Source organism: Staphylococcus sp. GDY8P57P (genome assembly GCF_017892585.1).
Lineage (GTDB): Bacteria > Bacillota > Bacilli > Staphylococcales > Staphylococcaceae > Staphylococcus > Staphylococcus borealis.
On sequence record NZ_JAESLK010000040.1, the window covers coordinates 80,031 to 93,824 of the forward strand.

Sequence of the window (13,794 nt, forward strand, 5' to 3'; positions counted from 1 at the left end):
TGACTAGAACTGAGAAAAGCTTGATTTAAGCGCCTTTTCAGTTCAGTCAGCTACTGCGAATTTCAAAATAGTATCATCATATCATTTATAATTTCATTTTTTACGCATAAGCTTTAGCTTAGGTGATCCTTTGGGTGATTTGTTATAAAAGTTAGTGCATGCAATTAGATATAACTCAATTACTAGAAAACTTTATACACTAAATATTTTAAGGTAATATAAAATTATTCAAAGTTAGAGAGGAAATGTCTATGATAGGTAAACACTATGTGGTAACTGGTGGTACAAGCGGCTTAGGTCTCGAAATCACTAAACAGCTTATTCAAAAGGGCGCGCATGTTACATTACTTGCTAGAAGCAAACAAAAATATAAACACATTGACTTCTCACCATATGAACATAATGTCCAAATGATTCCGTGTGATATGCAAGACAAACATGCAATTAGCCAATTACCTCAATATATCGATACGCAAATAGATGGCATTATTTATAGTTCTGGTTTAGGGTACTTTAAATCAATCAACCAACACACCCCTGATGAAATGACAGAAACGTATGAAGTTAATATTATCGGGTTTAATTTATTATTACATGCTTTAATGAACCAATTGTCTCCACACGCGAGTATTGTTGGAATCTCTAGTCAAGCTGCTTTTGTCACACAAGCTAATGCCGCGCATTACGGTGCGTCTAAAGCGGCATTAAATGCGGTATTAAATGCACTACGACTGGAACACCCATCTTTTCATGTAATGTCTGTGAATACTGGTCCGATTAGAACAGCATTTCATGAAAAGGCAGACCCAAGTCTCGCTTATGCACACAAGTATGACGCAATGATGTTAGATCCAACTTTATTAGCTAATGATGTTATTAAAGGGATAATTGAACGTAAATGTGAAATCAATCAACCTAAATGGATGCACACCACTTTAAAATTTTATCACTTATTCCCTAGGTTGCTTGAATCACTTTTTCCATTTTTATTCAAAAACAAACTATAGATCGGAGTGATTGTATGTTATGTTGTGTAAACCATAACGTTAAACAATGTATTGAGAATATGAATGCACTACCGCCGCATTCCATTTTTACAATTGCAGATTTAATAGGGGAGAATAATTATGACTTATTAAATGCTGACGAACAATCATTCATAGATTTCAAATTTCATGAATTAATTTTGAGAGGTGAAATCATGAATGTGACTATCAAAGACGAAAATCACAATGGTCATTATACTTACTATAAGCAGTATTAAAGTTAGATTTGAGATGTAATAAAAAGGCGGGAGTGGGTCAAAATTCTTTTATGAATTCTTAGTCCCATCCCGCACCGAGGTTTTGCAAAATAGTATTTTTACATCATTTATGTCTCAAACGCTTCTGTATTATAACTACATTATTTTAAATGTTGTGTGTATTCTAAATTTTTCACTCTGTCTCGAGCTGCTTTTACTTGATCAAGGCTTACATGTTTATTGTAATTATTAACATTTTCTTCTAATTGTTGTGGTGAACTAGCGCCAACGATGATTGCACCAAGTGCATCGTGAGATTTTAAATATTCAAAAGATAAAGCACTAAGATTACTTTCTATTTCTTTAACTGAAGCAATCGTTTCGCCTAAATCATGATGTGTATAATCAAATATGCCCTCACTAAATTTATGATCTAGGGCATCAATACTATTAGAAGTTAATAACCCTTTAAACACAGGGCCGCGTGCTAATACTTTAACACCATTGGCATGTATGTCATTTAATAATTGTTCTGGTCGATTATCAATTAAATTGAATTGAGACATAATTGTCTCGATTTCACTATGTTTTAAATAATAATCGATAACATTAGGGCGGATTGAAGAAATACCATAGGCTTTAATAATACCTTCTTGTTTTAACTCATTAAATGCACTGATCGTTTCATCTAATGGATCATCTATTGTTCCACCATGTAATTGATATAAATCGATATGGTCCAATCCTAATCGTTGTAAAGAACCTTTAACACTTTCCTTAATATATTGTTTAGATGGATCCCATGTAGTCCCGCCATCTTCAGTAGGACGATTTCCTACCTTCGTTCCAATTATAATATCATCCCTATTTTGATATTTTTTTAAAGCTTTGCCTACAATTTCTTCGTTAACGCCTCTGTCATAAATATCTGCAGTATCAAAATACGTAATACCACTTTCAATCGCTTTTTCAATGATAGGTTCAGCCTTGGCAAAATCTGTGCCTAAACTCATACATCCTAATCCTAATTCTGAAATTTCGATGCCACTCTTTAAAATATTCTTTTGCATGTCCAATCTCCTTTCGATACACTTTAAGTAACGCATTCATCTTACCAATTTATATACTGAATTAAAAGGGACGTGAATTTTTTGGAATTTAATGAGAAAACTTTCGATAGAACTGTTATTTACAATGGTAAAATTATTGATTTAGAAATACATGATGTAGAATTGCCTGATGGGAATACATCTAGAAGAGAATTAGTTTATCATAACGGTGCGGTAGCAGTTTGTGCAATAACACCAAATGATGAGGTATTACTTGTTAAACAATTTCGTAAACCAGTTGAAAAAGCATTATTAGAAATTCCAGCTGGAAAATTAGAACAAGATGAAATACGTGAAGAAGCTGCTAAACGCGAATTAGAAGAAGAGACAGGTTATGTTGCAAATAACTTAGAATTTGTTACTGACATGTATGGTTGCCCTGGGTTCACCAATGAGAAACTTACGATTTATTTCAGCAGTAAACTAAGTGAAGGTCAACTTAATTTAGATGAAGATGAGTTTGTAGAATTGCATAAAGTGCCTATTTCAGAAATAAAAGCATTACTTGATAATCATGAAATCGAGGATGCTAAAACAATCATTGGGTTGCAGTATATATTATTAAATTATAATCATTCTAATTAAGTGCTGTAAATAGCTTGCATTTAATTGAAAATATTGGTAATTTAGTAATTGAAATATTTTCAATTTAAAATGATTATAATTATTAATAGAGGAGTGTCGCTCCCATGGAAGAACGATTAAATCGCGTAAAACAACAATTACAACAATCTTCATATAAATTAACACCACAAAGAGAAGCTACTGTCCGTGTTCTAATTGAAAATGAAAAAGATCATCTTAGTGCTGAAGATGTATATTTGAAAGTAAAAGACAAAGCACCTGAAATAGGTTTAGCTACTGTCTATAGAACTTTAGAACTTCTCGCCGAAATAAAAGTTGTCGATAAAATTAATTTTGGTGATGGTGTTGCTCGTTTCGATTTAAGAAAAGAGGGCGCTAAACATTTCCATCACCATTTAGTGTGCATGGAATGTGGTAAAGTAGATGAAATCCATGAAGATTTACTACCACAAGTTGAAGAAAGAGTCGAAACAGAATATTACTTCAAAATTTTAGATCACAGATTAACGTTTCACGGTGTTTGTGCTGAATGCCAAGCAAAAGGAAAATAAACAAATAATAGGCTAGGACAATTTCAAATGATTGTCTTAGTCTTTCTTAATATCACATCATAGTTTAATGTGAGTCTATTCAAATAGAGGTGTTGTAATGGAAACAATTATTGAAGAATATTTAAAATTTATACAAATCGAAAAAGGCTTAAGCGAGAATACGATAGGTGCCTATCGCAGAGACTTAAAAAAATATCAAATATATATGCAAGAAAACAAAATTGCGCATATTGATTTTATTGATAGACAAACGATCCAAGAATGTCTAGGTCATTTAATAGATCAGGGCGCTTCTGCAAAATCTATTGCGCGATTTATTTCAACGATTCGCAGTTTCCATCAATTTGCGCTACGTGAGAAATATGCAGCGAAAGATCCTACAGTTCTTATTGAAACGCCTAAGTATGAGAAGAAACTTCCAGATGTATTAGATGTTGAAGAAGTGATTCAGTTACTTGAAACACCAGATTTGAATAAAAATAATGGATACCGCGACCGTACAATTCTCGAATTATTATATGCGACTGGAATGCGTGTGACTGAATTAATACAAATCGAGATAGACGATGTGAATTTAATTATGGGGTTTGTAAAAGTGTTTGGTAAAGGGAACAAAGAACGTATTATCCCATTAGGGGATACTGTAATCGAATATTTAGACACATATATCAATTCTGTTAGACCTCAATTACTAAAAAAAACCGTCACAAACGTGCTTTTTTTAAATATGCATGGACGACCATTGACACGTCAGGGTATTTGGAAACTAATTAAACAGTATGGTTTAAAGGCAAATATCAATAAAACATTGACACCTCATACGTTAAGACACTCATTTGCAACACACCTATTGGAGAATGGTGCAGATTTACGTGCAGTTCAAGAAATGTTAGGCCATTCTGATATTTCGACTACACAATTATATACACATGTTTCTAAAACTCAGATTAGACAGATGTATAATCAATTCCACCCAAGAGCTTAAAAGAATTAAGTATTTATAGTAATGATTAATTATAGATAGATGACTATTTAAAAGGAGATTGGTTTATATCAAGGAATGAGGAGTGGGGAGGAGACAGAATATTTCTTGAATTCGATGTAACCGCAGCAAAAAGAATGTCTTAGTGATATTCTTTTTGCTGGGGCTCTTCCTTAAAAGACTGCTAGAGCTAAAAGCAACTTGACTTAAGTGTCTTCTTCGTTAAGTCAACTATTGGGAAAATTCCAAATAGTATTACTATATTTTTTGTCTCAGTCACTAATAGATTACGCTTTATTTCTACAGTAAAGCGAGTTATTTAGTGGCAGTTTGAATTTTAACTAATCATCCATCCAACTCCTCATCCGCTTTTTATACATCAATGCTTGTTGTCTGGCATTGATCACATCGCTTCTATCTCTCAGTTTGTGGTAATTAACAATATAATTATCTTCAGTAGAAAGAAATGTAAATGAATAATCTGGATACCTATCAATTATTTGTTTTTCAAAGTTTGAATTGATAGGCAAATATACCGGTTTGAATGGTTTCAAGTCATCTATAGCTTTAATCTCATTCACAATTAATGTTTGAAATGCGTGTTCACTAAGATTTAGCACTGTTTTATCACATGCGTCATTAAAAGTATTTAATGACTTCTCAAAAGTTATCCGCGCACCTTTGGTATTTCCTCTTCTATAATGATACATGGCAGTAGAAAATAAAATTAGGCTTACAATGCCATCCTTTTTAGAAAACTGACTATTTGCTTTCCATGCATCCTCTAAAATATCATGACATAAGAAATAATGTTGCTGTTTATGAAAATAATAATAAAAATCGATTAAGGCTTTTTCCAATCCGACTCATCCTTAATTTAATGTTTGTAATATTCATGCTATAATACTTTAGTAAATTATGCACGATTTAGATTCAGTATAAGGACGATTAACATGTATGAAGTAAAATTAGATGCCTTCAATGGCCCGTTAGATTTATTACTACACCTAATTCAAAAATATGAAATTGATATTTATGATATACCTATGAAATCATTAACAGAACAATATATGCAATATGTTCACGCTATGAAACAATTAGAAATCAATATAGCGAGTGAATATTTAGTTATGGCATCAGAGTTATTAATGATCAAAAGCAAATTATTGCTACCGCAACATGATGTTGATGAACATTTAGAGGAAGATCCACGAGAAGATTTAGTAGGTCGACTTATTGAATATCAAAATTATAAAGAATATACAGAATTATTAGCCGAAAAGAAAGAAGCACGCGAGCACTATTTCACTAAGCACCCAACTGATTTATCCCATCTTGAAAAAGACGTCACATGGGATCAGAGTCAAACATTAGATTTAACTGATTTAATTGTTGCTTATCAACGTGTTAAAAATAGACTAGCACTTAATACACCTAAGACTGTTGACATCGTTAAAGAAAGCTTTACGATTCAACAAGCAACTGAAAAAGTAACGACACAATTAAAACATCATACATCGTTTAACTTCTTTAGTTTGTTTACTTTTAGTGAACCATTAGAACAAGTGGTTACTCACTTCTTAGCAATATTAGAAATGTCTAAATCTGGACAAATCAATATTGAACAAGTTAAAAATTTTGATGATATACGTATCGTTAGAGGAGTGAATTTTAATCTTGGATAAACATGGAATCATAGAGGCATTGCTATATACAGCTGGAGATGAAGGTCTTGAAGAAAAGCAAATTTTAGAGATTCTAGATATTAATCAAGCAAAATTAGCTGAATTAGTGTCATCGTATACTTCAAGTGGTTTAATGATTCAAAAATTTGGTTCAACTTATATCTTAACTTCAAAGAAAGAAGCATCACCTTATATTGAACAACTCATTGAACAAAAATCAAATATGAAGTTATCACAGGCAGCAATGGAAACATTGTCGATTATTGCATATAATCAACCATTAACGCGGAATGATATCGAATTAATTAGAGGCATTAATTCCGATGGTGCAGTTAGAACTTTAATTGCCCGTGGTTTAATTGAAGCAAAAGATGTGGAAAATTCTCGTAGTCATGCTTTACAAACAACAGATTTATTTTTAAATGTATTCGGAATAGAAAAAATTGAAGATTTACCAACTACTGAAGAAGATGAAGAAGAGATGGAAGATTTCTTTAGTAATTTAGTAAATCAAAAAGGAGATACGAAATGAGCAAAGAATTAGAAAGGCTTCAAAAACGCATTGCTAATAGTGGGTATACATCACGCAGAAAAGCTGAAACTTTAATTTCAGAAGGAAAGGTAAAAGTCAACGGTGAAACTGTGACTGAATTAGGTACTAAAGTTAAAAGTTCTGATACTGTTGAAGTAGAAGGTATTAAAATAGAACAAGAAGACAAAATGTATATATTATTCTACAAACCAACGCAAGTGATTACAAGTGTGTCTGATGATAGAGGACGTACAGTAGTCACAGACTATTTTAAAGATTTAGAGACTAGAATTTATCCAGTTGGCAGATTAGATTATGATACTTCAGGTCTATTACTACTAACAAATGATGGTGAATTTACTAATTTAATGACACACCCTAGATACCACATTCAGAAAAAGTATGTTGCTAAATTAAAAGGATATCTCATGCGAGAAGAAGTCAAAGCTTTAGAAAAAGGGATTGAACTAGAAGATGGGTTTACACAACCAGCACAAGTGAAAGTAAAAAAACAGGATAAAGATAAAAACACTACACTTGTAGAAATTACTATAAGCGAAGGTAGAAATCGTCAAGTTCGTCGTATGTTTGAACACTTTGGTCACCAAGTTGATAAATTAACAAGAATTGAGTTCGGCAACTTAAATCTTAAAGGTTTAAATGCAGGTGAGGGTAGAGTCCTAACACCCCATGAAGTTAAAGTATTAAGACACATGGCAGAAAATGGAAAATAAATAAATAATATTTTACAATAGTAAGAGAATTTAATTTAACTTAATTTCTCTTGCTATTTTTTTCACAAAGTTAACTTTAAAGTAAAGCTTTCAATCATGCTATATGCTATAATATTGAGTGTATTGAGCATGTGTAGGAGGTATAAACAAAATGACAAACGAAATTTTAATTGTAGACGATGAGGATAGAATTAGAAGGTTACTTAAACTCTACCTAGAGAGAGAATCGTTTACGATTCATGAAGCAAGTGATGGTAAAGAAGCCTATGATCTTGCAATGGAGAATGACTATGCGTGCATACTTTTAGACTTGATGCTACCAGAGATGGATGGAATTGAAGTGGCATCTAAATTACGTGAACATAAAGACACACCTATTATTATGCTTACTGCTAAAGGTGAAGAAACAAATAGGGTTGAGGGGTTTGAATCAGGCGCTGATGACTATATTGTTAAACCATTCTCTCCAAGAGAAGTTGTATTAAGAGTTAAAGCATTATTGCGTAGAACGCAATCTTCTAAACCTGAACAAAGTGAACCTCACGCAAGAGATGTTATAGAATTTAATCATTTAATCATTGATAATGATGCTCATCGCGTTTTAGCTGATAATCAACAAGTGAATTTAACGCCTAAAGAATATGAGTTACTTATTTATTTAGCTAAGACACCTAATAAAGTTTTTGATCGTGAACAACTATTAAAAGAAGTATGGCATTATGAGTTTTACGGAGATTTAAGAACGGTAGACACTCATGTAAAACGCCTTCGCGAGAAACTTAATCGTGTATCTGAAGATGCTGCACATATGATTCAAACTGTATGGGGTGTTGGTTACAAATTCGAGGTAAAGTCTAATGACGAACCGACTAAATAGTGTGGTAATAAAACTGTGGTTAACTATACTTTTCATAGTAACGACAGTTTTAATTTTATTAAGTGCAGCTTTAATTACATTTATACAGTATTATTACACCCAACAAACTGAAAATGCTATAAGGGAAGACGCGTCTAGAATTAGTCACTTAGTTGAACAAGCAGAAAATAAGACGTTAGCCATTCAACATAGCCAACAATTAATTGATGGCTCAGGTGGCGTGATTATTATGGCAAATAAAACTTCAAGTCTTAATCATTCTAATAGTGAAACTAAAAATAAAATGCTTGAAGCAATACACAATAACGCCCAATTCCAACAAGTCTTTTCAAAGGGTAAATCTACTACCCAAAATATTACCATTAGTAATAATGGTAATTCGCACTCTTATATTCTATTGGGCTATCCAATGAAAGCACAAGACAATGCAAACTCAAAGTATAGTGCTGTATTTATATATCAAGATTTGAAATCTATTGAAGATACGAATAATGCAATTACAATTATCATTCTAATTACTGCGATTATCTTTATTGCCATTTCAACTGTATTTGCTTTCTTTTTATCAAATAGAATTACAAAGCCTTTGAGACAACTTAGAACGCAAGCGTTAAATATATCTAAAGGGGACTATTCTAAACAGACAAGCGTCTCAACTAAAGATGAAATAGGTGAATTATCACATACTTTCAATCATATGAGTTCTGAAATACAAGAGAATATTGAAGCACTTTCAACTCAAAAAAATATTAGAGATAGTCTAATCAATTCTATGATAGAAGGTGTACTAGGTCTAAATGACAAAAGAGAAGTTATCCTTTCAAATAAAATGGCTGATGATATTACTAAATCACTTAGTGCACCTGTATATAAAGACATTGAAAAGCAAATCGAAAAAACATTTGTTTCAAAGAATACAGAATTCCAAGAATACGAAATTAATAACAAATATTATGTCATTATCATGAGTTATATCGAGCGAATCCAACAAGATGGCCGTAGTGGTCTAGTAGTCATTATTAGAGATATGACCAATGAACATAATCTTGATCAAATGAAAAAAGACTTCATTGCTAACGTTTCACATGAATTGAGAACTCCTATTTCTTTATTACAAGGGTATACAGAGTCCATTGTAGATGGCATTGTAACAGAGCCCGATGAAATTCGAGACTCTTTATCTATCGTGCTTGATGAAACAAAACGTTTAAATCGTCTAGTCAATGAATTATTGAATGTAGCGCGTATGGATGCAGAAGGTTTAACTGTTAATAAAGAGAAACAACCCATTAAACCTTTATTAAATAAAATGCAAATGAAGTATAAACAACAGGCACAAGATTTAGAGTTAGACATGTCACTTGCGCCAGAAATGACTGATGAATTGTGGGATTATGATGCCGACCGTATTGATCAAGTACTAACAAATCTGATTGATAATGCCACACGTTATACTCAACCAGGTGATTCAATTACAATCACTTCATCATCTGATGACACATATCAGACATTGTACATTAGCGATACCGGAAGTGGTATATCTCCGGAACATCTTGAACTTGTTTTTGATAGATTTTATAAAGTCGAAGCATCAAGAACGAGAGGGAAACAAGGTACTGGTTTAGGACTATTTATTTGCAAAATGATTATCGAAGAACATGGTGGTTCTATTCAAGTAGAAAGCGAAGTAAACAAAGGTACAACATTTATCATTAAATTACCTAAACCTAAGTGCTAATATGATTACAATCATACGCACTTATCTATCAAGCGCTTTAATTTAAGTTACAGTAGAAACTCGTACATCACGACGTTTGACTTAACGTACTAGCTTTTATTCTAAAAATGAAATTACTAGACCAAGAGTGGGTCAGAATTCATGTTGAATCTGATTTCACTCTTTTTTTATCTAATCAGTTTAAGCACCATGATTGCGCAATGCGCTCACATAAGGTAATATAAAAATTAAATTAATATATAGTTATAATTCATCTTCGGGGTAGGGTGTAAGTCCCAACCGGCAGTAATTCAAGCCTGCGACCCGCTTCTTATGAAGTGGCTGATTCAGTGAAAATCTGAAGCCGACAGTATAGTCTGGATGGGAGAAGATGGAGATTTTTTGTTGTGCAAAATTATCTCCTATTCTAAGTAAGATGAATGGAAGGAGATAATTCAATATGCAACAAAACAAACGTCTTATCACGATAAGTATGTTAAGTGCGATAGCGTTCATTTTAACATTTATTAAATTTCCGCTACCATTTTTACCGCCATACTTAACATTAGACTTTAGTGATGTGCCAACATTATTAGCAACATTCCTTTTGGGTCCCGTTGCTGGTATTATTGTAGCACTTATAAAAAATATACTTAACTTTTTATTTAACATGGGCGATCCAGTGGGCCCAGTTGCTAACTTTTTAGCAGGTGTGAGTTTCTTATTATCCGCTTACTATGTTACAAAACGTCAAAGACAACATACACATACGCCACGTTCTTTAGTTATAGGACTCGCAATTGGTACTATAGTTATGACTATTGTGTTAAGTGTATTAAACTACTTTGTGTTACTTCCTTTATATGGGATGATTTTTAATTTAGGAGATGTATTTAATAATTTAAAAATCGTCATTTTATCTGGTGTTATACCTTTTAATATTATTAAAGGTGTTGTGATTTCAATTATATTTGTACTATTATACAATCGATTAAAACGCGTTTTATCATAAAAAAATCTCCTATTGCTGAATGAAGTACGCAGCAATAGGAGATTTAATATTTATTTGATTGTGCCATAAACTATTCAAATTTAAGGGCATCACCATCAAATGGTTCTTCTTCAATTTTAATTGAATCAGTTGGACAACCTTCAAGAGCATCTTCCATATCTTCATATAATTCTTCTGGTACTTCTGCAGTACCTTGATTATCATCAAGGATTACGAAAGCAATACCTTCGTCGTCATAATCGTAAATGTCTGGCGCCGCAGCACCACATGCGCCACAAGCAATACATGTATCCATATCAACGATTGTATACTTTGCCAAATTCTTCGCCTCCTTTGATAAAAATGCTACACTAGTATAACAAATGTTAACTAACACTTCGATTAATTTATTTACTATTTTATTAGTTACATAAAGTGAGGAATCATTAATGCATTCTATTATTACCTATGCATCAAATCATTCATTCGAATATAAAACCAATAAAAGTATCTATAATATTTTAATTGGGAAAAAATCACATCAAACTTTTTTTGATGCATGTTCCCAACAACTTTTATCATTATATCACAGTTTACCTAAATTAAAATATCCGTCTTTTGAGCGATTTTTGAATAGTAATGATGACCAGAATATCAACATTACCATTCATCTAAGGTTTACATACGATAGTATCATTCAAACATTTAGTTGTATTCAATTACTTATACAAACGATGACGCATTACAAAAATAATCATTTAGACTTTATACCTATTACGCAACAAGTCACAGTTCAAAATAAAGTAAAGCAATTATATTCAACTATCATCGAGAGTGACTTAATTGATGATTTAGAAAATGAAATTGAGCAGCTTTTTCATATCATTAATGAAACGTGCAATGGCAACTGTTTGATTCATTATTATCTACAAGGGTATGAAGAACCAATGTATACGCGTCAACAAGTTTCTCTTATTGAAGACATACCAGTAACCGATTTATTTGTCCATGAATTGAATAATTTAGTTCAAATGATGTTTGCATTAGAGCATAAAGAACAATTTCCGATATTATCTCAAACCATTATTTTACCTACATTACTAAATAAAACTACAATTACATATCATCAATTACTCAAAGGACTTTCAATGAATGAAGCTGCAGTGACTCAAAATGTTAAAATCAATACGATTGAAGACCATGTGCTTGAATTATTTATTAAAGGTTATTTTACAGCGTATCAACAATATGTAAGTACGACAGATTATAATTCGTTCATAGAATTCTATCATCAGAATAGAGGATATCGATTAAAAATATATAAAGAACAATTCAATCAATTATCTTATTTTCAAATCAAATTACTAATTATCGGAATTGAAAGAGGTGAGTTAAGTGCTTGAAGATAAATTAAAAGAATGGTTCGGTTTTTCCTCATTTAATCCGGGTCAGAAAGAAATTATTGAAAGCGTATTGAGTGATAAAGATACGTTAGGAATTCTTCCAACAGGTAGTGGCAAAAGTTTATGTTATCAAATGCCAACTTATATAAAAGAAAAGCCAACTCTCATCATTTCACCTTTAATCTCTCTTATGGATGACCAAGTCATGCAATTGAAATCTCAAGGAGAGAAATTAGTTGCTTCTATTCACTCAGGTATGGATGAAAATGAAAAAAGGCAAAATATAAATTTACTACAAAAAAGTCGATTTGTGTTTTTAAGTCCAGAATTTATGTTACAATCTCAAAATTTCAAATTAATTAAGAACATAGATTTCGGTTTAATCGTACTCGATGAGGCACATTGTCTATCAGAATGGGGATATGATTTTCGACCACACTATGCAATTATTGGAGAAATTACATCTTATTACAAGAATGCAACCATATTAGCCCTAACGGCGACAGCACCACCTCATCTCGAAAAAGATTTAAACCTTATTTTATCTAAGGAATTAACTGTTATTAAGACTTCTATGAATCGGCAAAATATTGCTTTTTCACATCTCAATTTTGATGATGATGATAGTAAAATCAAGTGGTTATTAAACTTTTTAGAACAATCTGGACCTACAATCATTTATGTTTCATCCAAAAAAGTATGCTTAGAATTAGCGACCATGATTTATCATCATGGTTATTTAACTGGTATATACCACGGTGATCTATCCTATCAAGAACGTCATACCGTTCAAAATCAATTTATGGAAAATTTTATACCCGTTATTGTGGCCACAAGCGCTTTCGGTATGGGGGTCAATAAAAAAGATATTAGAACAGTGATTCACTTTCATTTATCTACAAGTCCATCAAACTATTTACAAGAAATAGGTAGAGCAGGTAGAGATAATTTACCAAGCCAAGCGATAAGCCTATATCAACCAGATGACAGCTTTATATTGGAAACATTACTTTTTAGTGATGCGATTACAACTGAAGATATTGACGCTTTTGATATTGGCGTATTCCTACCACCACAAAAGGAAGAAATTCTATCCATTTTGAGCCAAAGATATTCATCCAAAGTGCTTAAATCAATATTCAACAACGCTTTAATACGTAAAAAATTAGGTTATCAAAGGATGATTGGATATACGTCTTTAGATCAATGTAGACGCCGCTATTTATTAGAATTTTTTGGTGATACACCAATTCAACCTAAACAATTCTGTGATATTGATTCGGATTTAGAATCCATTCACGTTACAAACCGAAAAAAAGTTAAAAGAAAATTAAATTATAGTGAAAAGTTAAAATATTTATTTAAAGTATAGTTGCTTTTCTTTA

16 protein-coding genes and 1 riboswitch are annotated in these 13,794 nt (G+C 32.0%); of the genes, 13 read left to right on the forward strand and 3 right to left on the reverse strand.

All coding sequences use genetic code 11. The features are described from left to right. The first annotated feature begins 251 nt into the window (after window positions 1-251). The gene (locus tag KA878_RS12090) at window positions 252-1,007 is read left to right on the forward strand and encodes an SDR family NAD(P)-dependent oxidoreductase (protein WP_193839308.1); all 756 of its coding nucleotides are present in this window, start codon (window positions 252-254) and stop codon (window positions 1,005-1,007) included. 14 nt (window positions 1,008-1,021) lie between these two features. After that, window positions 1,022-1,264 carry a hypothetical protein gene (locus KA878_RS12095; protein ID WP_193839309.1) on the forward strand — a complete coding sequence of 81 codons (243 nt, stop codon included), beginning with the start codon at window positions 1,022-1,024 and terminating at the stop codon, window positions 1,262-1,264. A gap of 140 nt (window positions 1,265-1,404) precedes the next feature. Here KA878_RS12095 and KA878_RS12100 read toward each other — a convergent pair whose 3' ends face one another. Next, window positions 1,405-2,313: an aldo/keto reductase gene (locus KA878_RS12100; protein ID WP_193839310.1), complete on the reverse strand. Its 909-nt coding sequence runs from the start codon at window positions 2,311-2,313 to the stop codon at window positions 1,405-1,407. A gap of 81 nt (window positions 2,314-2,394) precedes the next feature. Here KA878_RS12100 and KA878_RS12105 point away from each other — a divergent pair, with 81 nt between their 5' ends. From KA878_RS12105 to xerD, 3 genes are all read left to right on the forward strand, one after another. Further along, the gene (locus tag KA878_RS12105) at window positions 2,395-2,937 is read left to right on the forward strand and encodes an NUDIX domain-containing protein (RefSeq protein ID WP_193839311.1); all 543 of its coding nucleotides are present in this window, start codon (window positions 2,395-2,397) and stop codon (window positions 2,935-2,937) included. 104 nt (window positions 2,938-3,041) lie between these two features. Continuing rightward, the gene (gene fur, locus KA878_RS12110; RefSeq protein ID WP_193839312.1) at window positions 3,042-3,488 is read left to right on the forward strand and encodes a ferric iron uptake transcriptional regulator; all 447 of its coding nucleotides are present in this window, start codon (window positions 3,042-3,044) and stop codon (window positions 3,486-3,488) included. 97 nt (window positions 3,489-3,585) lie between these two features. Continuing rightward, window positions 3,586-4,473 (forward strand): site-specific tyrosine recombinase XerD, encoded by an 888-nt coding sequence (gene xerD / locus KA878_RS12115; RefSeq protein WP_070854997.1) that lies wholly within the window; start codon window positions 3,586-3,588, stop codon window positions 4,471-4,473. A gap of 338 nt (window positions 4,474-4,811) precedes the next feature. Here xerD and KA878_RS12120 read toward each other — a convergent pair whose 3' ends face one another. Beyond that, the gene (locus KA878_RS12120) at window positions 4,812-5,330 is read right to left on the reverse strand and encodes a DUF309 domain-containing protein (RefSeq protein WP_193839313.1); all 519 of its coding nucleotides are present in this window, start codon (window positions 5,328-5,330) and stop codon (window positions 4,812-4,814) included. A gap of 93 nt (window positions 5,331-5,423) precedes the next feature. On the opposite strand from KA878_RS12120, the gene KA878_RS12125 reads away from it, so the two are divergent. From KA878_RS12125 to KA878_RS12150, 6 genes are all read left to right on the forward strand, one after another. Continuing rightward, entirely contained in the window at window positions 5,424-6,155 is a 732-nt protein-coding gene (locus KA878_RS12125; protein WP_193839314.1) for a segregation and condensation protein A, read from the forward strand. After that, window positions 6,148-6,687, forward strand: a complete 540-nt coding sequence (scpB, locus tag KA878_RS12130) for an SMC-Scp complex subunit ScpB (RefSeq protein ID WP_193839315.1) — start codon at window positions 6,148-6,150, stop codon at window positions 6,685-6,687. The genes KA878_RS12125 and scpB overlap by 8 nt, the downstream gene beginning before the upstream one ends. Continuing rightward, window positions 6,684-7,421: a pseudouridine synthase gene (locus KA878_RS12135; RefSeq protein ID WP_053029452.1), complete on the forward strand. Its 738-nt coding sequence runs from the start codon at window positions 6,684-6,686 to the stop codon at window positions 7,419-7,421. Before scpB ends, KA878_RS12135 begins: the two co-directional genes overlap by 4 nt. A gap of 151 nt (window positions 7,422-7,572) precedes the next feature. Further along, window positions 7,573-8,298, forward strand: coding sequence for a response regulator (locus KA878_RS12140; RefSeq protein ID WP_053029451.1), 726 nt, complete (start codon window positions 7,573-7,575; stop codon window positions 8,296-8,298). After that, window positions 8,279-10,036, forward strand: coding sequence for an ATP-binding protein (locus KA878_RS12145; protein ID WP_193839316.1), 1,758 nt, complete (start codon window positions 8,279-8,281; stop codon window positions 10,034-10,036). Before KA878_RS12140 ends, KA878_RS12145 begins: the two co-directional genes overlap by 20 nt. Before the next feature lie 248 nt (window positions 10,037-10,284). Beyond that, window positions 10,285-10,412, forward strand: a riboswitch (FMN riboswitch). A 63-nt stretch (window positions 10,413-10,475) separates the two neighbouring features. After that, entirely contained in the window at window positions 10,476-11,027 is a 552-nt protein-coding gene (locus KA878_RS12150; RefSeq protein ID WP_193839317.1) for an ECF transporter S component, read from the forward strand. Window positions 11,028-11,097: 70 nt separating this feature from the next. Here KA878_RS12150 and KA878_RS12155 read toward each other — a convergent pair whose 3' ends face one another. Continuing rightward, entirely contained in the window at window positions 11,098-11,346 is a 249-nt protein-coding gene (locus tag KA878_RS12155; RefSeq protein WP_002449743.1) for a ferredoxin, read from the reverse strand. A gap of 109 nt (window positions 11,347-11,455) precedes the next feature. Here KA878_RS12155 and KA878_RS12160 point away from each other — a divergent pair, with 109 nt between their 5' ends. Then, the gene (locus KA878_RS12160) at window positions 11,456-12,409 is read left to right on the forward strand and encodes a YpbB family protein (RefSeq protein ID WP_193839318.1); all 954 of its coding nucleotides are present in this window, start codon (window positions 11,456-11,458) and stop codon (window positions 12,407-12,409) included. Continuing rightward, entirely contained in the window at window positions 12,402-13,781 is a 1,380-nt protein-coding gene (locus KA878_RS12165; protein ID WP_193839319.1) for a RecQ family ATP-dependent DNA helicase, read from the forward strand. Before KA878_RS12160 ends, KA878_RS12165 begins: the two co-directional genes overlap by 8 nt. Window positions 13,782-13,794 lie beyond the last annotated feature (13 nt).

Bases quoted from the DNA above. Each gene is read 5' to 3' on its own strand.
- KA878_RS12145 (WP_193839316.1), top strand. From the start codon at position 8,279: ATGACGAACCGACTAAATAGTGTGGTAATAAAACTGTGGTTAACTATA.
- KA878_RS12095 (WP_193839309.1), top strand. From the start codon at position 1,022: ATGTTATGTTGTGTAAACCATAACGTTAAACAATGTATTGAGAATATG.
- KA878_RS12140 (WP_053029451.1), top strand. From the start codon at position 7,573: ATGACAAACGAAATTTTAATTGTAGACGATGAGGATAGAATTAGAAGG.
- KA878_RS12090 (WP_193839308.1), top strand. From the start codon at position 252: ATGATAGGTAAACACTATGTGGTAACTGGTGGTACAAGCGGCTTAGGT.
- KA878_RS12100 (WP_193839310.1), bottom strand. From the start codon at position 2,313: ATGCAAAAGAATATTTTAAAGAGTGGCATCGAAATTTCAGAATTAGGA.
- xerD (WP_070854997.1), top strand. From the start codon at position 3,586: ATGGAAACAATTATTGAAGAATATTTAAAATTTATACAAATCGAAAAA.
- fur (WP_193839312.1), top strand. From the start codon at position 3,042: ATGGAAGAACGATTAAATCGCGTAAAACAACAATTACAACAATCTTCA.
- KA878_RS12150 (WP_193839317.1), top strand. From the start codon at position 10,476: ATGCAACAAAACAAACGTCTTATCACGATAAGTATGTTAAGTGCGATA.
- KA878_RS12125 (WP_193839314.1), top strand. From the start codon at position 5,424: ATGTATGAAGTAAAATTAGATGCCTTCAATGGCCCGTTAGATTTATTA.
- KA878_RS12135 (WP_053029452.1), top strand. From the start codon at position 6,684: ATGAGCAAAGAATTAGAAAGGCTTCAAAAACGCATTGCTAATAGTGGG.
- KA878_RS12160 (WP_193839318.1), top strand. From the start codon at position 11,456: ATGCATTCTATTATTACCTATGCATCAAATCATTCATTCGAATATAAA.